Origin of the sequence: Amycolatopsis albidoflavus, assembly GCF_039525725.1 — a bacterium.
In the GTDB taxonomy this organism is placed as follows: domain Bacteria; phylum Actinomycetota; class Actinomycetes; order Mycobacteriales; family Pseudonocardiaceae; genus Amycolatopsis; species Amycolatopsis albidoflava.
Window position 1 is genome coordinate 179,648 of record NZ_BAAAHV010000033.1, and the last position, 16,786, is coordinate 196,433.

18 protein-coding genes and 1 pseudogene are annotated in these 16,786 nt (G+C 68.7%); 14 read left to right on the top strand and 5 right to left on the bottom strand.

Features of this window, described 5'->3' with window-relative positions; all coding sequences use genetic code 11:
- The first annotated feature begins 326 nt into the window (after positions 1-326).
- Together ABD156_RS47200 and ABD156_RS47205 are read left to right on the top strand one after the other, a co-directional pair.
- On the top strand, positions 327-2,417 hold the full coding sequence (locus ABD156_RS47200) for a M4 family metallopeptidase (protein ID WP_344288680.1): 2,091 nt from the start codon (positions 327-329) through the stop codon (positions 2,415-2,417).
- 188 nt (positions 2,418-2,605) lie between these two features.
- Complete coding sequence (locus ABD156_RS47205; protein ID WP_344288682.1) at positions 2,606-3,664, top strand: chitinase; 1,059 nt, start codon at positions 2,606-2,608, stop codon at positions 3,662-3,664.
- Between the two features lie 647 nt (positions 3,665-4,311).
- On the opposite strand, the gene dapE is transcribed toward ABD156_RS47205, so the two are convergent.
- Complete coding sequence (gene dapE / locus ABD156_RS47210) at positions 4,312-5,385, bottom strand: succinyl-diaminopimelate desuccinylase (RefSeq protein ID WP_344288684.1); 1,074 nt, start codon at positions 5,383-5,385, stop codon at positions 4,312-4,314.
- Between the two features lie 42 nt (positions 5,386-5,427).
- Here dapE and ABD156_RS47215 point away from each other — a divergent pair, with 42 nt between their 5' ends.
- The 3 genes and pseudogenes from ABD156_RS47215 (at position 5,428) to ABD156_RS47225 (ending at position 7,926) form a co-directional block, all read left to right on the top strand.
- Positions 5,428-5,868 carry a hypothetical protein gene (locus ABD156_RS47215; RefSeq protein WP_344288686.1) on the top strand — a complete coding sequence of 147 codons (441 nt, stop codon included), beginning with the start codon at positions 5,428-5,430 and terminating at the stop codon, positions 5,866-5,868.
- 29 nt (positions 5,869-5,897) lie between these two features.
- Positions 5,898-6,878, top strand: coding sequence for a 2,3,4,5-tetrahydropyridine-2,6-dicarboxylate N-succinyltransferase (dapD, locus tag ABD156_RS47220; protein ID WP_344288688.1), 981 nt, complete (start codon positions 5,898-5,900; stop codon positions 6,876-6,878).
- Positions 6,879-6,976: 98 nt separating this feature from the next.
- Positions 6,977-7,926: pseudogene (locus ABD156_RS47225) on the top strand (CHAD domain-containing protein).
- Here the strand turns inward: ABD156_RS47225 and ABD156_RS47230 are convergent.
- A complete protein-coding gene (locus tag ABD156_RS47230) occupies positions 7,919-9,316 on the bottom strand; it encodes an FAD-dependent monooxygenase (RefSeq protein ID WP_344288691.1) in 1,398 nt (465 codons plus the stop codon). The pseudogene ABD156_RS47225 and the gene ABD156_RS47230 sit on opposite strands and share 8 nt — an antisense overlap.
- Before the next feature lie 87 nt (positions 9,317-9,403).
- Here ABD156_RS47230 and ABD156_RS47235 point away from each other — a divergent pair, with 87 nt between their 5' ends.
- Positions 9,404-10,024, top strand: a complete 621-nt coding sequence (locus ABD156_RS47235; RefSeq protein ID WP_344288693.1) for a TetR/AcrR family transcriptional regulator — start codon at positions 9,404-9,406, stop codon at positions 10,022-10,024.
- A 150-nt stretch (positions 10,025-10,174) separates the two neighbouring features.
- On the opposite strand, the gene dapC is transcribed toward ABD156_RS47235, so the two are convergent.
- The 3 genes from dapC to ABD156_RS47250 form a co-directional block, all read right to left on the bottom strand.
- Positions 10,175-11,263, bottom strand: coding sequence for a succinyldiaminopimelate transaminase (gene dapC, locus ABD156_RS47240; protein WP_344288695.1), 1,089 nt, complete (start codon positions 11,261-11,263; stop codon positions 10,175-10,177).
- Positions 11,260-11,580 (bottom strand): ferredoxin, encoded by a 321-nt coding sequence (gene fdxA / locus ABD156_RS47245; protein ID WP_009072848.1) that lies wholly within the window; start codon positions 11,578-11,580, stop codon positions 11,260-11,262. Before fdxA ends, dapC begins: the two co-directional genes overlap by 4 nt.
- A 120-nt stretch (positions 11,581-11,700) precedes the next feature.
- The gene (locus ABD156_RS47250) at positions 11,701-11,874 is read right to left on the bottom strand and encodes a hypothetical protein (protein WP_093575832.1); all 174 of its coding nucleotides are present in this window, start codon (positions 11,872-11,874) and stop codon (positions 11,701-11,703) included.
- Between the two features lie 46 nt (positions 11,875-11,920).
- Between ABD156_RS47250 and ABD156_RS47255 the strand changes: the two genes are divergently transcribed.
- The 8 genes from ABD156_RS47255 to ABD156_RS47290 all read left to right on the top strand — a co-directional run bounded on the left by ABD156_RS47255 (position 11,921) and on the right by ABD156_RS47290 (position 16,779).
- On the top strand, positions 11,921-12,670 hold the full coding sequence (locus ABD156_RS47255; RefSeq protein ID WP_344288700.1) for a GNAT family N-acetyltransferase: 750 nt from the start codon (positions 11,921-11,923) through the stop codon (positions 12,668-12,670).
- The gene (cofD, locus tag ABD156_RS47260; protein WP_344288701.1) at positions 12,667-13,668 is read left to right on the top strand and encodes a 2-phospho-L-lactate transferase; all 1,002 of its coding nucleotides are present in this window, start codon (positions 12,667-12,669) and stop codon (positions 13,666-13,668) included. Before ABD156_RS47255 ends, cofD begins: the two co-directional genes overlap by 4 nt.
- A complete protein-coding gene (locus ABD156_RS47265; RefSeq protein WP_344288702.1) occupies positions 13,661-14,998 on the top strand; it encodes a coenzyme F420-0:L-glutamate ligase in 1,338 nt (445 codons plus the stop codon). The genes cofD and ABD156_RS47265 overlap by 8 nt, the downstream gene beginning before the upstream one ends.
- Entirely contained in the window at positions 14,995-15,522 is a 528-nt protein-coding gene (locus ABD156_RS47270) for an NUDIX hydrolase (RefSeq protein ID WP_344288704.1), read from the top strand. Before ABD156_RS47265 ends, ABD156_RS47270 begins: the two co-directional genes overlap by 4 nt.
- Positions 15,523-15,531: 9 nt before the next feature.
- The gene (locus ABD156_RS47275) at positions 15,532-15,678 is read left to right on the top strand and encodes an LPXTG cell wall anchor domain-containing protein (protein ID WP_344288706.1); all 147 of its coding nucleotides are present in this window, start codon (positions 15,532-15,534) and stop codon (positions 15,676-15,678) included.
- Positions 15,675-16,028, top strand: a complete 354-nt coding sequence (locus ABD156_RS47280) for a GntR family transcriptional regulator (RefSeq protein WP_344288708.1) — start codon at positions 15,675-15,677, stop codon at positions 16,026-16,028. Before ABD156_RS47275 ends, ABD156_RS47280 begins: the two co-directional genes overlap by 4 nt.
- A 32-nt stretch (positions 16,029-16,060) precedes the next feature.
- Positions 16,061-16,378, top strand: coding sequence for a hypothetical protein (locus ABD156_RS47285; RefSeq protein ID WP_344288710.1), 318 nt, complete (start codon positions 16,061-16,063; stop codon positions 16,376-16,378).
- A 68-nt stretch (positions 16,379-16,446) separates the two neighbouring features.
- On the top strand, positions 16,447-16,779 hold the full coding sequence (locus ABD156_RS47290) for a hypothetical protein (RefSeq protein ID WP_344288712.1): 333 nt from the start codon (positions 16,447-16,449) through the stop codon (positions 16,777-16,779).
- The last annotated feature ends 7 nt before the right edge of the window (positions 16,780-16,786 follow it).

The following is a 16,786-nucleotide window of genomic DNA, read 5'->3' on the forward strand; positions in this document are numbered from 1 at the left end:
GCGCCCGCGTAGGCACCGGAGCGTGACGGATCGGTTGCCCGCGGCTGAACGCGCGAAAGCGGACCACCAGCGGGTTCCGGTCCTCCTACCAATGGCCGGTTGTCGGCAACTACCGACGAAAGTCGCCCGGCCCGTCCCGAATCGGCGTTTTCCCTGCTACGGGGCCACCTGAGAGGAATAGTCCTGATCGCTCCCGGGGTCCCGCTGGTCCGTTCAGCGCATTGACCGCCCCCGTGAGCGCTTTTTTACTCACGGTGTCCGCGGCCTGATCAGCCCAGCTCAACGCGTTGCGCTTTTCCCCATCGTGTACCCCGAAAGGACTGTCGATGACGTCCAGAAGAGGGCTCGCCACCGGCATCGCAAGTGTCGCCGGTCTCGCCCTTTCCCTGCTCGCGCTGCCGGTGACCCCGGCATCCGCGGCCCCCGCCCACCCCACCGCAGACCCGCAGGCCACCGCGATCGCGGCCGCCGACCGGGTCGCCGCCGCAGGCGCGGTCGGGCTCCGCAAGAGCTCGGCCGAGAGCCTGCACCGCGTCAGCACCACCCTGGGCGACGCCGGGCTGTATTACAACTCCTACGAGCGCACCTACGACGGCCTTCGGGTCGTCGGCGGGGATGCGGTGATCGTCGCCGACGGAACGGGCCGCGTGCGCGGCACCGACTCCGCCGACGGCGCGGCGATCACCGTGGGCACCACGCCCACTGTCGACTCGGCGCGCGCGGCTTCGGTCGCCCGCGCTCAGCTGCAGACCGTGAGCACGGTGAGCAAGCCTGATCTGGTCGTTCTCGGCGGCGCACAGCCGAAACTGGCTTACGAGGTGGTCGTCAAGGGCCGCACTGCGAAGGCACCGAGCAACCTGCACGTCTTCGTCGACGCCGCCACCGGCAAGGTCCTCGACCAGCGTGACGACGTGAAGGCCGAAAGCCCGGCGAAGGCCGCTTCGAACGCCGCGGCCCCGCGCGCGGCGGGCAACGGCAACAGCTACTACGCCGGCCAGGTCAGCATCGACACGAGCGGCTCCGGCAGCTCGTACTCGATGCGCGACTCGACCCGGCCCGGCATCAGCTGCGGCCGCGAGGGCGGCTCGGTGTTCACGAAGTCCAGCAACAACTGGGGCAACGGCCAGGGCACCGACCTCGAAACCGGCTGCGTCGACGTGCTCTACACGGTGCAGACCGAGTGGAACATGCTCAAGGACTGGCTGGGCCGCAGCGGTATCGACGGCAACGGCAACGGTTTCCCGGCGTCGGTCGGTTTGAACGACGTCAACGCCTACTGGGACGGCTCGTCCACCCACTTCGGGCACTCGCAGGACAACCAGCGCCAGGCGACGTCGATGGACGTGGCCGGACACGAGTTCGGGCACGGCATCTTCCAGAACACGCCGGGCGGCGCGGGTTCGGGCAACGAGAACGGCGGCCTCAACGAGTCCACCGGCGACGTGTTCGGCGCGCTGACCGAGTTCTACGCGAACAACCCGGTCGACACTCCCGACTTCACCGTCGGCGAGGGCGTGAACCTGGTCGGCAACGGCCCGATCCGCTACATGTACGACCCGAGCCGCGAGGGCGACCCGAACTGCTACTCGTCGTCGATCCCGAACACCGAGGTGCACGCGGCGGCGGGCCCGCAGAACCACTGGTTCTACCTGCTGTCCGAGGGCACTTCGCCCACGGATGGCCAGCCGACGAGCCCGACCTGCAACAACAGCAGCATCACCGGCATCGGCATCCAGAAGGCCGGCAAGATCTTCTACAACGGCCTGCTGCACAAGACCTCGTCCTGGAACCACAAGGCGGCCCGCAAGGCCACCCTGCAGGCGGCGGTCGACCTGTTCCCGGGCAGCTGCACCGAGTTCAACGCCACCAAGGCGGCGTGGGACGCGGTTTCGGTCGCCGCGGTTTCCGGTGAGGCCACCTGCACCGGCAACCCGCCCGCGGGCAACGACTTCTCGGTCAGCCTGTCGCCCTCGACCGCGACTGTCCAGCCTGGACAGTCCGCCACGTCGACGGTGACCACCAAGATCACCAACGGCAACGCGCAGTCGGTGAAGCTGACCGCGAGCGGCCTGCCCTCGGGCGCGACCGCGACGTTCAACCCGGCGACCGTCCAGTCCGGCGCCACCGCGACCGTCACGATCGCCACGACGGCCAGCACGCCGAACGGCACCAGCAAGGTCACGATCACCGCCACCGGCGCGAACGCCACCCACACCGCGGACTTCACGCTCACCGTGGGCAGCGGCAACCCGGGCGGCTGCGGCGGCGTGACGGCATGGGACTCGAACAAGTTCTACGGTCCGGGCGATGTCGTCTCGTACAAGAGCCACAAGTGGACCTCGTCGTGGTACTCCGTCGGCGCTGAGCCGGGTGCGCCCGGTTCCTGGGCCGTCTGGACCGACAGCGGGGCCTGCTGACGCAGTAATCTCTCCCTAGTTCCCCCAAGACCAGCCGGGCACGGCGCTTCGTGCCCGGCTGGTCTCTTTTTGTGGTTGTCCAGACCACCTTGGTCGCGAATTTGTCTAGACCATACGATCGGGGGTAGGCATCCCCTCAGCCCGCCGCTTACCGTTGCGGCAACACCGTTATCGGGACGGGAGCCGTGATGTTCGAACGGAAATCGCGCTGGTTCGGGACCGCCGTGGCGGCCCTGCTCGCACTGCCGCTAGCCGGAGTCGCCCCCGCCTCGGCGGCCGCCGCACCGCAATCGGACACCTGCGCCGTCAAGCCGAGACCCTCCGGTTCAGTGCTGCAAGGCTACTGGGAAAACTGGGACGGAGCCTCGAACGGCGTCCACCCCGGCATGGGCTGGGTTCCGATCAACGACCCGAGCATGGCCGCCCACGGCTACAACGTCATCAACGCCGCCTTCCCGGTGATCCTCTCCGACGGCACCGTGCAATGGGAAGACGGCATGGACGCCACGGTGAAGGTGTCGACTCCCGCCGAGATGTGCGCGGCCAAAGACGCCGGCGCCACCATCCTGATGTCCATCGGCGGCGCGGCAGCAGGCATCGACCTGTCTTCGAGCTCGGTCGCCGACAAGTTCGTCAGCACCATCGTGCCGATCCTGAAGAAGTACAACTTCGACGGAATAGACATCGACATCGAAACGGGCTTGTCAAGCAGCGGCGACATCAACACGTTGTCCGCCTCGCAGGCGAACTTGGAACGCATCATCGACGGCGTCCTGTCGCAGATGCCCTCCGGCTTCGGCCTGACCATGGCCCCAGAAACGGCCTACGTCACCGGAGGCTCGGTAACCTACGGCTCAATCTGGGGCGCATACCTGCCGATCATCAAGAAGTATGTGGACAACGGCCAACTGTGGTGGCTGAACATGCAGTACTACAACGGTTCCATGTACGGCTGCTCCGGAGACAGCTACGAAGCAGGAACGGTGCAAGGCTTCACGGTCCAGACACAGTGCCTGGACAAGGGCCTAACCGTACAAGGCACCACCATCCGCGTCCCGGCAGACAAACAGGTCCCAGGCCTCCCAGCCCAACCAGGCGCAGGCGGCGGCTACATGGACCCCGGCTCGGTTTCGCAGGCCTACCAAAGCGTCCCGGGCCTGAAAGGCCTAATGGACTGGTCAATCAACTGGGACGGCTCAAGGGGTTGGACCTTCGGCGACAACGTGAAGTCGCTGCAAGGCCGCTAGACCGCTGCGGGCCGGGGTGCTGCGCAAGGCGCCGCCCCGGCCTCAGCTCAACAGAAGGGCCGCCAGGGACCGCTCCCCGGCGGCCCTAAGTGCGTGAGGGGAACCCTCACGCACTCAGAGTCCCTCAGGGTTCCCCTCACGTACTTCCGCACGCCGTGAGGGACCCCTTCACGGAATCAGATTCCCTCAAGGAGCCCTTCACAGCCCACTCCCGCTCGCCCGCCCCACCACACGCCACGATGCCGCCCCAACGCCACATTCGGTGCGTCCCACGCACCCAATGTGGCATTCGGTGCGTCCCACGCACCCAATGTGGCATTCGGTGCGTCCCACGCACCCAATGTGGCGTTCGGTGCATCTGACGCACCCAATGCCACATTGGGGCGCTAGCCCCAACCCGAAACCGCAGCCGATGCACCCAACCTTCGGTGCACCCAGCCCCCAAACCGCACCAGTGCACCCAACTATCGAGGCACCCAGCCCCTCCCCCGCACCCCGATACGAAGCTCTCCTGCGGTCTGGGGGTGCTTGTCAAGGCATCTTTCCCGCCTTGACAAGCACCCCCAGACCGTCAGCACAATCAACCTTCGGGGTGCCCCACGCAACCACCCGTGCGCAATGTCGCCGCCAGGCGACGAGCCGACCCCTCAACTAAGGAACTTCCTCAACACCTCAGCAACCCCCCGAATCTCCCCAACCCGAACATTCTCCTGCTGCGTATGCGCCAACGTAGGATCCCCAGGCCCAAAATTCACCGCAGGCATCCCCAACGCAGCAAACCGAGCCACATCCGTCCACCCCAACTTAGCCGCAGCAGTCCCCCCAGCCGCAGCCACAAGTTCCGCAGCAGCAGGCTCCGACAACCCAGGCAACGCCCCCGGCGACATATCCACCAACGTCACATCAAACCCGTCAAAAACCTCACGCACATGAGCCTCAGCCTGCTCCGCCCCCCGATCCGGCGCAAACCGATGATTAACCGTCAAAACAGCAGCATCAGGCACAACATTCCCAGCCACCCCACCAGAAATAGCAGTAGCCTGCAGCCCTTCCCGATAAGTCAGCCCATCAATCTCGACAACCCGAGCCGAATAAGAATCCAACCGCCGCAACGGCTCAGCCAACGCGTGAATCGCATTCGACCCCATCCAAGCCCGAGCAGTATGCGCCCGAACCCCAGAAGTCCGAACCTCAACCCGCAAAGTCCCCTGACACCCAGCCTCAATCACCCCATTAGACGGCTCCCCCACAACCGCCAAATCCCCCACGAGCCACTCAGGCAACTCCCGCTCAATCCGCCCAAGCCCGTTCTTAACCGCCTCAACCTCTTCATTGTCATAAAAAACAAACGTCACATCATGCCGAGGCTCCGGCAAAGTAGCGGCGAGATGCAAAAACACCGCATCCCCACCCTTCATATCCACCGAACCAAGCCCATGCAGCACCGCATCGTCCCCAGCTCCAGAACGCCGAGAAGGCAAGTTGGAATTCTCCGGCACAGTATCCAAATGCCCGGCAAGAATCACCCGCGAAGCCCGCCCCAAATGAGTCCGTGCCAACACAGCATCCCCATTCCGCACAACCTCCAAATGCGGAGCCTGCTCCACCAACGCCGCCTGCACCAAGTCAGCAAGCCGCCCCTCCTCCCCAGAGACGCTGAACACATCCACAAGGGCAGCAGTGAGCTCGGCCGGATCGGCGCGCAGGTCAAGGGAGGTCATACCGGCACCGTACCCAGCCAGCACGGGGGCTACCGTGAGGACGTGCGCACGCGAAGCTCCCTGGTCGCTCTCGGCGTCCTCGCCCTCGTCCTCACCGGCTGCAGTACCGAGGCCGGGCCCAAGGCCCGTCCGGGCGCCGGCGATCCGGGTCCGGACGCCCTGCCGACCAAGCTCGAGGCGCTGTCGGCCGACTCCTGCTTCACCGGCCCGCAAACCCAGCTGCCCAAGGGCTGTGAGAAATACGTCACCGAGGTGGGCAACACCGCCGGTTCGGTGCACAAGCTGGCGAAAGCAGGCAAGACGGTCAACCAGCCGCTCGACCGCGACGCGACCGCGATCGACCAGGCGGTCGGCGCGTTCCGCCAGGCAGGCTGCACCACCGTGGCGACGCCGGGCGGGGAGTGCACGCAGGCGCTCGTGTCCATCTCGGCCGCGCTGACCGAGGTCAAGCAAAAGGTGAACCAGCTGGCCACCACGGGTTGATCCGGCTCGCTTCGGCTACCGTGACCAGCGTGAGCGAGCAGACCCCTGACCCCGAAACGACCGGCGCCGTCGGCGTCGGGCTGGCGACCGTCACGTCCGACGGGACCGTGCTGGACACCTGGTACCCGCACCCCAAGCTGGTCGACGCAGGCACCAGCGGCACCGAACGGCTGACCGCGGAGCAGACCGCCGAGCTGCTCGGCGAGTCCGCGGCCGCACTGCTCGGCCCGGACACCGACCGCGGTGTCGAGGTCGTCGCGGTGCGCGTCACGATCGGCAGCCTTGCCACCGCGCCCGCCGACGCCCACGACGTCTACCTGCGCTTGCACCTGCTGTCGCACCGGCTGGTCCGGCCGCACGGGCAGAGCCTCGACGGCATCTTCGGCCTGCTGGCCAACGTCGTGTGGACGAGCCACGGCCCGTGCCCGGTCGAGGGCTTCGAGCAGACCCGGCTGCGGCTGCGGTCGCGCGGCGCGGTCGCGGTGTACGGCGTGGACAAGTTCCCGCGGATGGTCGACTACGTGCTGCCGACCGGCGTCCGCATCGCCGACGCCGACCGCGTACGCCTCGGCGCGCACCTCGCGTCCGGCACCACCGTCATGCACGAGGGCTTCGTCAACTTCAACGCGGGCACGCTCGGTGCGTCGATGGTCGAGGGCCGCATCTCGGCGGGCGTGCTGGTCGGCGACGGCAGCGACGTCGGCGGCGGCGCGTCGATCATGGGCACCCTGTCCGGCGGCGGCACCGAGGTGATCTCGGTCGGCGAGCGCTGCCTGATCGGCGCGAACGGCGGCGCGGGCATCTCCCTCGGCGACGATTCGGTGATCGAGGCCGGGCTGTACATCACCGCGGGCACCAAGGTCGAGGTCGACGGCAAGACGGTCAAGGCACGCGAGCTATCGGGCATCTCCGGCGCGGTTTTCCGGCGCAACTCCGCGACCGGCGCGGTCGAGGTCGTGCCGCGCGGCGGCGTCGGCATCAAGCTGAACGAAGCACTGCACGCCAACTGATCCAGCCTTCGAGAGGGTGCGCTTCCCGCGGCGGGAGCGCACCCTCTCGCTGTTTCGGCGGACTCCGATCCGCTCGTTGTTCACCTACCATTAACCACGTGACTTCCGAAGCGACCAGCCGCCGCACTCCGGAACCGACGACGCCGGCCGCACTCGGGCTCCCCGCCGAACCGGCGAAAGCGGACCCCGAGGCCCCGGCGGCCGCGCACGTGCGCGCCAAACTCGACCACGAACTGCGCGAACTGCTGTCCCGCGAACCCGGCACCCGGGCCGGTGCCGATCCGGAAGAACTGCACCAGATGCGCGTGGCGCAACGGCGGATGCGGAGCGTGCTGAAATCCTCCAGCGCGCTGGTCGGGGCCACCGCGGAACCGGTGCGCGCCGATCTCGGCTGGCTGGGCCAGGTGCTCGGGGAGGTCCGCGACTACGACGTCCTGATCGGCCACCTGCGCGAGGTGATCGCCGACTTCGACGTCCGAGACCAGGCCGCCGGCTGGTGTCCCGCTTCGTCGCCGAACGCACCACCGCCCGCCGCCGGCTGAACCGGGCGCTGTCGAGCCCGCGGTACGCGACCCTGCTGCAAGGCATCGCCCAGCTGTCCCGCACCGCGGAGCACGAGATCGACGAGACGCCGTCCGAGAAGCCCGATCTGGCCGCCGACGTGCGGAAGCCGTATCGAAAACTCGCCCGCGCGGTCGCCGCCCTGCCGCCGAACCCGCCGGACGACGACCTGCACGCACTACGCATCCACGGCAAGAAACTGCGCTACACCGCGGAATTGGCCCGATCGGCGGCGAAGAAGAAGCAGGCTGACAAGCTGTCCGAACTGATCAAGGCGACTCGCAAATTCCAGACCGTCCTGGGTGATCACCAGGACGCGGTTTACGCCGCCGAGAAGGTGCGCGGCGCGCTGGCCAACGCGGACGCGGAGATGGGCTTCGTCGCTGGCCGGATCGTCGAACACGAGCTGGCCAAACGCGCCCGAGCCCGGGCCGCGTGGCTCGATGTGTGGCACCGCATCGAAAAAGCCGAGCACGCGGTCACTTAACCGACCACACGTACCCATCCGGCCGCACCAACACCCGCTTCCCCGGCGCCCCTTCATAAGCCGCATAAGCATGCCCGCCGACATCAACGAAATCCCCCGCAGACCCCTGCGGCAAAATCCGATACGCCGGATGCTCCGTCCCCAGCTCTCCCTCGCCGAACACCAGCTCGGTCGCATGTGGACCCTGGAACAACTCGAACAGCCGCACCCCCTTGCCATTCCCGTCGACAAGCGGGGCATCCGGTGCCCGATCCCCCGGTCGCAACGCACCGGTACCCACCGGCGACAGCGGTCCACCCCGATAGGTCAAGTCAAGCTGCTGCGTCTCCGGCCCGCGTTTGTGCGCGTCCTCGGAACCATCCTTGTACTTCTCCAGCAACGCGCTGCTCACCCCCAGCACCCGCGCCGCGACCTCGCGCCGTTCCGCCTCGTAGCTGTCCAGCAGCTCAGGTGAGCCATCGGCAAGCTTCCAGGCGAGGTTGTACGCGTCCTGCACACCGGTGTTCAGCCCCTGCCCGCCCGTCGGCGGGTGCACGTGTGCGGCGTCCCCGGCGAGGAACACGCGGCCCTGCCGGAACGCCGCGGCCAGCCGGATGTTCGGCCGCCACACCGTGGACCACGCCAGGTCGAGCAGTCGGATCCCACCGCCGGACACCCGGTCCAGGTGCGCCTGCAATGCGCTCAACGAGGCCTCCGCGTCGCCGTCGCCGAGCGGCGAGGAGAACTGGAAGTGCGGCGTCCCCGCCAGCGGTGTGAACGCCACGCCGGACATCGGCTCGTCCGCCGCCGCGAACCAATACCCCGAGTCGTGGTCGAGCCCCTCCGCCGAGACGTCGCCCAGCAGCAGCCGGATCGACTCGTCGGTGGTCCCCTCGAAGGCGATCCCCAGCGCCTTGCGCACGAAGCTCTTCCCGCCGTCCGCACCGACCAGGTACTCCGCCCGCACCGTCTCCCCGGTCGACAGCTCGGCGGTGACACCCTCGTCGTCCTGCGTGAAGCCGGTCAGCGCGGTGTTCAGCTCCACCCGCACGCCGAACTCGGCCAGCCGGTCCCGCAGGATCCCTTCGGTCTGCGACTGGCCGAGGAACCAGGCGTTCGGATACGGCACCGCGGGCGCCGGCTCGACCGGCTCGGCCATCCGCCGCACCATGGCGAACTTCCCGTCGAGGTACACCTTCATCGGATACGGCGGCGCACCCGCGGCGAGCACCGCGTCCAGCACGCCCAGATCCTCGAAAACCTCCATCGTGCGCGGCTGCAGCCCGTCGCCGCGCGAACCGGCGAAGTACTGCTCCGCCTTGTCCACGATCCGCACGCCGACCCCGCGCCGCGCCAGCTCGATCGCCAGCGTGAGCCCGGTCGGCCCCGCTCCCGCCACCAGCACCGTCATGTCCCTCGCCCCTTTCGGTGAATTTACATTCAGTGAATCTAGATTCAGAATGCCCGCTGATAGCGTTCGCGTCAAGGGAGGTGCCGGATGACGGCGACGAGCCGCAAGGACAAAGCCGCCGAAACGGAAACGGCGCTGAAGGAAGCGGCCAAGCGCGTGTTCGCGGCCAAGGGCTACCTGAACACGAAGATCACCGACATCACCAAGGAAGCCGGCCGCGCCGCCGGGTCGTTCTACAACCACTTCGCGGGCAAGGAAGAACTGCTGGTCGCCCTGCTGGCCGACCTGGCGGAGGACAGCGACCAGCAGGCCATGGCCGAGGACCATCTGGCCGATTTCAGCGATCCCGCCGCGGTCCGCTGGCACGTGCGGCAGTACTGGGACTTCTACCGCGCCAACGCGCCCACGATGCTCGCGCTGCGCCAGGCGGCGATGGTGAACGACGACTTCGCCGCCACGTACGCGAATTTCGGCGCCGCTCAAGCCTCAGACGTCGAGAGCCACCTCGCACACGTCACCGCGGCCGGTTTGCGGCTCCCAGCGAACACCCAGCTCACCATCGCGATGATGTACCAGCTGGTCGACAACTTCGCGCAGATGTGGCTGCTGACCCCGCCACCCGCGGGCTGGGATCAGCCGTCGGACGAGGAAGCGATCGAGGCACTGACGCGATTCGTCTACCGCGGCTTCACCGGCCGCGACTACTGAACCCCACGGCCGCACGGTGCTGCTGAGAAAACCCCAATGTGGCATTGGGTGCATGCGACGCACCCAATGTGGCATTGGGTGCGTCAGATGCACCCAATGCCACATTGGGGCGCTTTGAGCTGGACGGCAGGTCAGGCGGAAGCAAGGCGGTCAGCCCTGCGCCAGCCGCTCCGCAGCCGCCTCGATGCGCTCGTCCGTGGACGTCAGCGCGACGCGCACATGGTCGCGGCCCGCAGGCCCGTAGAACGTCCCCGGCGCGACCAGAATCCCGCGCTCGGCAAGCCATTCCACCGTGGCCTGCGCGGATTCCCCGCGCGTGGCCCAGAGATACAGCCCAGCCTCGGAGTGCGTGATCTCAAACCCGCTGTCCTGCAACGCCTTCCGCAGCACGACGCGACGCGCACGGTAGCGTTCGCGTTGCTCGGCAAGGGCTTCGTCGTCGGTCAGCGCGGCCACCATCGCCTGCTGCACCGGACGCGGCACGATCATGCCGGCGTGCTTGCGCACCTCCAGCAGGGTCTTCACCAGCGCAGGGTCACCGGCCACGAACCCGGCGCGGTAGCTGGCGAGGTTCGCCGACTTGGACAGCGAATGCACCGCGAGCAGGCCGTCCGTCTGTCCACCGTGGACGGACGGATGCAGCACCGACAGCGGTTCCGCCTCCCAGCCGAGCGAGAGGTAGCACTCGTCGGACACCACGACGGTGCCGCGGTCGCGCGCCCATTCGACCACCTTGCGCAGGTGGTCGACGCCGAGCACGCGGCCGGTCGGGTTCGACGGCGAGTTCAGCCAGATCATCGCCGGGCGGCGCGGGCCGAGCTGGGTCAGCCCGTCCGCGCGCACCACCTCGGCGCCCGCGAGCAGCGCGCCGACCTCGTACGTCGGATACGCCAGCTCCGGGATGACCACCACGTCGCCCGGCCCGAAGCCGAGCAGCCGCGGCAGCCAGGCCACGGCCTCTTTCGAGCCGATCGTCGGCAGCACCGCGTCCGGCTCGACGCCGGTGATCCCATACCGCCGCTGCAACGCCGTGACGGCCGCTTCGCGCAGCTCAGGCGTGCCGTGCGTGGTCGGGTAGCCGGGAATCTCCGACACGGACGCGAGCGCGGCGCGGATCGAGTCCGGCACCGGGTCGACGGGCGTGCCGACGGAGAGGTCGACGATGCCCCCGGGATGCGCCTGCGCGCGGGCCTTGACCTCGGCGAGCGAATCCCAGGGGAAGTCGGGCAGCCGGGTCATTCGCCCTGCGGGGGCAGAGCCTTGATGAACCCCGGGTCGTGCGCGGTCTTGCCGACCTTGGAGGCGCCGCCGGGCGAGCCCAGCTCGTTGAAGAAGTCGACGTTCGCCTTGGTGTAGTCGGACCAGTTGTCCGGGACGTCGTCCTCGTAGTAGATGGCCTCGACCGGGCAGACCGGCTCGCAGGCGCCGCAGTCGACGCACTCGTCCGGGTGGATGTACAACATCCGCTCGCCCTCGTAGATGCAGTCCACGGGGCACTCGTCGATACACGCCTTGTCGAGCACGTCGACGCAGGGCTCGGCGATCACGTAGGTCACTGCGTACTCCTGGCTTCTCCTGCTGGGCCGGTCGGTGCGGACATTACGCGCTTCCCCGGCCCCCGGTGGTGGTTAGGCGACCCTTATCCCACCCCTGGAAACGGGGCGGATCCGCGCCGCTCAGCGGTCCCGGCGACGCGGTTTCGGCGCGTTCCGGGCATCGCCGGTAATCGTGAACGCGGGGCCGGCGGGCTTGCCGTCCTCGCGTTTTTCTTCGAGAGTCCGCTTGAAGCCATCGGCGATCTCGTCGACAAGCTCGTCGTTGTGCCGGTCGTCCTTGCGCGCGTAGCTCATGGGTTCTCCTGCGGAACGGGACAGCTCTCTCCGTCACAATCTAACCGTGAACTCCCGGGAAAAGCTCGAAATCGTGTGCGCGAAAGCATGGCCGGCGGTGGTCGAGGAGCCGCTCGGACAATGGACTTTGCGCTGGGCGGACGGCTTCACCGGGCGCGCGAACAGCACACTGGCCGTCGGCGACCCCGGCCGTCCGCTCCCGGACGCGCTCGAGGCCGTGTGTGACTTCGCCCACGCCCGCGGCATTTCGCCCGCGGTTCAGGTGCTGGAAGACAGCGATCTGGAGCGCGCGGTGGCCGCGGCGGGCTGGCGCGAGCAGGTCGAGCACGCCGCCGGGCACCAGGTGTCGGTACTGACCGGCCCGCTGCCCTCCGCGCCTTCGCCCGACGCCGAGGTCCTCGACCAGGCGACGCCGGAATGGTGGGAGTTGGCCGAGAACACCAGGGAGCCGGGTTCCGCCCAGCGGCACGTCGTGACCACCGGAAAGGTCGGCTACGGCGTCGTACTGGCCGACGGAATCACCGCGGGAGCGGTGCGCGGCGCGATCGTGGACGACTGGCTGCACGTCTCCCGGCTCGCGGTCGCACCGGCGTTTCGCCGCCGCGGCCTGGCCACGACGGTGCTGCACGCGCTCGCGGATTGGGGCCGCGCGCACGGTGCCGACAAGTGGGTCCTGCAGGTGGCGGTGGGCAACACCGGCGCGCTCGCGTTGTATTCCGCGCTGGGCTGTTCGGAGCACCACAGGTACCGGTACTGGGGCCCGGCGCCGCGGACGTGCGAGGATCGCCAGTCGTGAAGATCGTCGTACTGGTTGGCGGGGTGGGCGGCGCCCGCTTCCTGCTCGGGGTCAAAACCGCACTCGGACTTCCCGCGATCGGCTCGGAAGGGTCGGCCGAGTCCCCGCACGAGATCACGGCGCTGGTCAACACCGGCGACGACGTGTGGATGCACGGCCTGCGCATCTGCCCGGATCTCGACACCTGCATGTACACCCTCGGCGGCGGCATCGACTCCGAACGCGGCTGGGGCCACGCGGGCGAGACCTGGACGGTCAAGGAGGAACTCGCCGCCTACGGCGCGGAGCCGACCTGGTTCGGGCTCGGCGACAAGGACATCGCCACGCACCTGATCCGGTCGCGGATGCTGCGCGCGGGCTATCCGCTGTCCCAGGTCACCGAGGCGCTGTGCGACCGCTGGCAGCCCGGCGTGCGGCTGCTGCCGATGTCGGACGACCGGGTCGAGACGCACGTCGTGATCGACGACCCGGAGCAGCCGGACCAGCAGAAGGCCGTGCACTTCCAGGAGTGGTGGGTGCGTTACCGGGCCGGTGTGCCCGCGCATTCGATCGTCGCGGTCGGCAACGACGAGGCCAAGCCCGGCCCCGGCGTGCTGGCGGCGCTGGCCGAGGCGGACGTCGTGCTGTTCGCGCCGTCGAACCCGGTCGTCTCGGTCGGCACGACGCTCGGGGTGCCCGGGGTGCGCGACGCGCTGGGGAAATCCCGCGCGAAGGTCGTCGGGGTGTCGCCGATCATCGGCGGGAAAGCATTGCGCGGCATGGCCGACGCGTGCCTCACCGCGATCGGCGTGGAGACCTCCGCGGAGGCGGTCGGCCGGCATTACGGTGCGCGAACCGAGGGCGGCGTGCTCGACGGCTGGCTCGTCGCGCCGGAGGATCACGAGGTCACGGTGCCCGGCGTGGACGTGCGCGCGGTGCCGCTGCTGATGTCCGATGTGGACGCGACGGCGGACATGGTCCGCGCGGCGCTCGACGTAGCGGGAGTCTCTCTTGACTGACCATGCTTCCCAGAAGATCGAGATCCTGCCGGTCCCTGGCTTGCCGGAGTTCCGTCCCGGCGACGACCTGACCGGCGCGATCGTGTCCGCCGCGCCGTGGCTGCGGTCCGGCGACGTGGTCGTGGTGACCAGCAAGGCTTTTTCGAAGATCGAGGGCCGCCTGGTGCGCGTGCCGAGCGATCCCGAGGAGCGCGACGCGGCCCGGCGCAAGCTGGTCGAGGAAGAATCGGTGCGGGTGGTCGCCCGGATCGCGCGCACGCTGATCACCGAAAACCAGCTGGGCATCGTGCAGGCGGCGGCCGGGATCGACGCGTCGAACGTGCGCGGCGACGAAGTGGCGTTGCTGCCCGCGGACCCGGACGCGTCCGCTTTGGCGCTGCGCAACGGTTTGCGGGAACGGCTGGGCGTCGAGGTGGCCGTCGTCGTCACCGACACCATGGGCCGGGCCTGGCGAGTCGGCCAGACGGACGCCGCGATCGGCGCGTCCGGCCTGCGCGTGCTGCACGGGTACGCCGGACAGGTCGATTCGCAGGGAAACGAGCTGGCTGTCACGGAAATCGCGGTCGCGGACGAGATCGCCGCCGCCGCGGATCTGGTGAAGGGCAAGCTCGGCGGGTTGCCGGTGGCGGTCGTGCGCGGATTGCAGATCCACGACGACGGCTCCACCGCGCGCGAGCTGATCCGCCCGATCGAAACCGACCTCTTTCGCTTGGGCACCAACGAATCCATCGCACAAGGCCGTCGGGAAGCCGTGCCGCACCGACGTTCCGTCCGGCAGTTCAGCGACGACCCGGTGGATCCCGAAGCCATGCGTCGCGCCGTCGCCGCCGCGCTCACCGCGCCCGCGCCGCACCACACGCACCCGGTGCGATTCATCTGGCTGCGCGACGAAGGCCTGCGCCGCAAGCTCCTCGACGCGATGCGCTCCTCCTGGGAAGCCGACCTGACCAGCGACGGCTTCACTCCCGAGCAGATCGCGAAACGCCTGTCCCGCGGCGATATTCTCTACCGCGCGCCGGAACTGGTGATCCCGTTCCTGCTGCCCGAAGGCGCGCACACCTACCGTGACGACCGGCGAAACCGGCACGAGCGCACCATGTTCACCGTCGCCGCCGGTGCCGCCGTGCAGGGCCTGCTGGTCGCGCTGGCCGCCGAAGACCTGGGATCCTGCTGGATCGGCTCGACCATCTTCGCCGCCGACCTGGTCCGGTCCACTTTGGACCTCGACGACCAGTGGCAGCCGCTCGGCGCGGTCGCCGTCGGGCACCCGGCCGAACCCGCTCCCCCGCGCGGACCGCTCACCACCGGCGATTGGCTGATCGAACGATGACCCTGCACGAATCCGCCGTCGCCGCGCTGACCGAGTGGAAACCCGAGGCCGCTTCGCAAGAGTCGCTGCGACAAGCGTTTCTCGGCTTTCTGGCGTCGCGTCCGGACACTTGCCAGCGCTCTTGCGAGGCCGGGCACCTGACCGCGTCCGCGGTGGTCCTCGACTCGACCGGCACGCAGGTCCTGCTCACTCTGCACCCGCGCGTCGGCCGCTGGCTGCAACTCGGCGGGCACTGCGAACCGTCCGACGCGTCGCTGTCCGAAGCCGCCCTGCGCGAGGCGACCGAGGAATCCGGCATGAGCGGCCTGGTGATCGGGGAAACGCCGGTGCACCTGGACGTCCATCCGATCACCTGCTCGCTCGGCGTCCCCACCCGGCATTTCGACGTCCGGTACGCCGTGCACGCCCCGCCCGGCGCGAAACCCGTGCGCAGCGAGGAATCCGACGATCTGCGCTGGTGGCCGGTGGACGCGCTGCCCGCGGGTTCGGAAGATCTGGCCGAACTGATCGCGGCGGCCCGTTAACCTGGGCGCATGGACCTGGCGCGACCGCATCTGCATCCGGGCGACACCGGCGTCGCGATCAGCGGATGGGTGGTGCTGATCGGCTTCTTGGTGGCGTTCGCGCTGCTGGCGCTGGGCATTGTGATGAGCATCCGGAGGAAACGGCGGCAACGATGAGCATCAGCTACGACCCGGCTTCGCCCGTCCCGCCGTTCGAACAGGTCCGGACGTCGCTGGCAAACCAGATCAACGACGGCACCCTCGCGGTCGGCACAAAACTCCCGACGGTGCGCGGACTAGCCGCGGACCTGGGCATCGCGCCGAACACCGTGGCGCGCGCGTACCGCGAGCTCGAGGAAGCCGGTCTGCTGGAAACCCGAGGCAGAGCAGGCACTTTCGTCGGCGCGACCGGCGACGAGACGCTGTCGCGGGCCCAAGCCGCGGCGGCCACGTACGCCGAGGTCATCCGCGGATTGGGCTTGTCTGCCGAACAAGGCGTGGCGATCGCGGCGGCTGCCCTGCGCTGATCGCGGCGAGGAATTAGCATCTGGTTTTGTCCGTGCCCGACCCGATTGGGAAGCCCATGCTGAACTTCGTCCTGCCGGGCGCGCTGATCCTGCTGCTGGTGGTCGTACTGGTCCTGAAATTCACGGTGGGACGGCCTAAGCAGCCTCCGCAGCCGCCGCAGGCTGGGCCGGGGCAGTATCCGGGACAGCCTCCGTACGGGCAGCAGCCGCAAGGCCAGTACCCGCCGCAGCCGGGTGCTCCGCAGCAATTCCCGCCGCAGGGCCAGTACCCGCAGCAGCCGGGCGCGCAGCAGCAGTATCCGCAGCAGCCCGGGCAGCAGTACCCGCCGCAGCAGCCCCCGCAGGGCTGATCCATTCCGGTGCGCGAACCCAGCTGAGCGGCCTACGATGGACCCTCGCCCAGGGGAGGATCTTCATCATGGCTGTGCAGCCTTGGCACCTCATCGTCTTGATGCTGCTGGCTGGAGTGGTGGCCGTGATCGTGGTGATGGCGCGGGCCTCGTCCCGGCGGAAGCAAGGCCCGCCGCCGGGCTACTTCCCGCCGCAGCAGGGCTATCCGCCGCCCGGCCAGGGCTACCCCGGCCAGCCCGGCTACCCCACGCCCGGCCCCCAACAGCCCGGTTATCCCACGCAGAACTACCCCGGCCAGCCCGGCTATCCGCCGCCCGGCCCGCAGTACCCGAACCAGCCCGGCACCCAGTACCCGCCGCCGGGACCCGGTCAGCAGCCAGGCCCGTACCCACCGCGCTGACTTACAT

Excerpts from the sequence above, each read along its gene's own strand:
- ABD156_RS47200 (WP_344288680.1), top strand. The coding sequence starts at position 327 with ATGACGTCCAGAAGAGGGCTCGCCACCGGCATCGCAAGTGTCGCCGGT.
- ABD156_RS47205 (WP_344288682.1), top strand. The coding sequence starts at position 2,606 with ATGTTCGAACGGAAATCGCGCTGGTTCGGGACCGCCGTGGCGGCCCTG.
- dapE (WP_344288684.1), bottom strand. The coding sequence starts at position 5,385 with ATGACCTCCCTTGACCTGCGCGCCGATCCGGCCGAGCTCACTGCTGCC.
- ABD156_RS47230 (WP_344288691.1), bottom strand. The coding sequence starts at position 9,316 with ATGACGGTGCTGGTGGCGGGAGCGGGGCCGACCGGGCTCACGCTGGCG.
- ABD156_RS47235 (WP_344288693.1), top strand. The coding sequence starts at position 9,404 with ATGACGGCGACGAGCCGCAAGGACAAAGCCGCCGAAACGGAAACGGCG.
- dapC (WP_344288695.1), bottom strand. The coding sequence starts at position 11,263 with ATGACCCGGCTGCCCGACTTCCCCTGGGATTCGCTCGCCGAGGTCAAG.
- ABD156_RS47250 (WP_093575832.1), bottom strand. The coding sequence starts at position 11,874 with ATGAGCTACGCGCGCAAGGACGACCGGCACAACGACGAGCTTGTCGAC.
- ABD156_RS47270 (WP_344288704.1), top strand. The coding sequence starts at position 14,995 with ATGACCCTGCACGAATCCGCCGTCGCCGCGCTGACCGAGTGGAAACCC.
- ABD156_RS47275 (WP_344288706.1), top strand. The coding sequence starts at position 15,532 with ATGGACCTGGCGCGACCGCATCTGCATCCGGGCGACACCGGCGTCGCG.
- ABD156_RS47280 (WP_344288708.1), top strand. The coding sequence starts at position 15,675 with ATGAGCATCAGCTACGACCCGGCTTCGCCCGTCCCGCCGTTCGAACAG.
- ABD156_RS47290 (WP_344288712.1), top strand. The coding sequence starts at position 16,447 with ATGGCTGTGCAGCCTTGGCACCTCATCGTCTTGATGCTGCTGGCTGGA.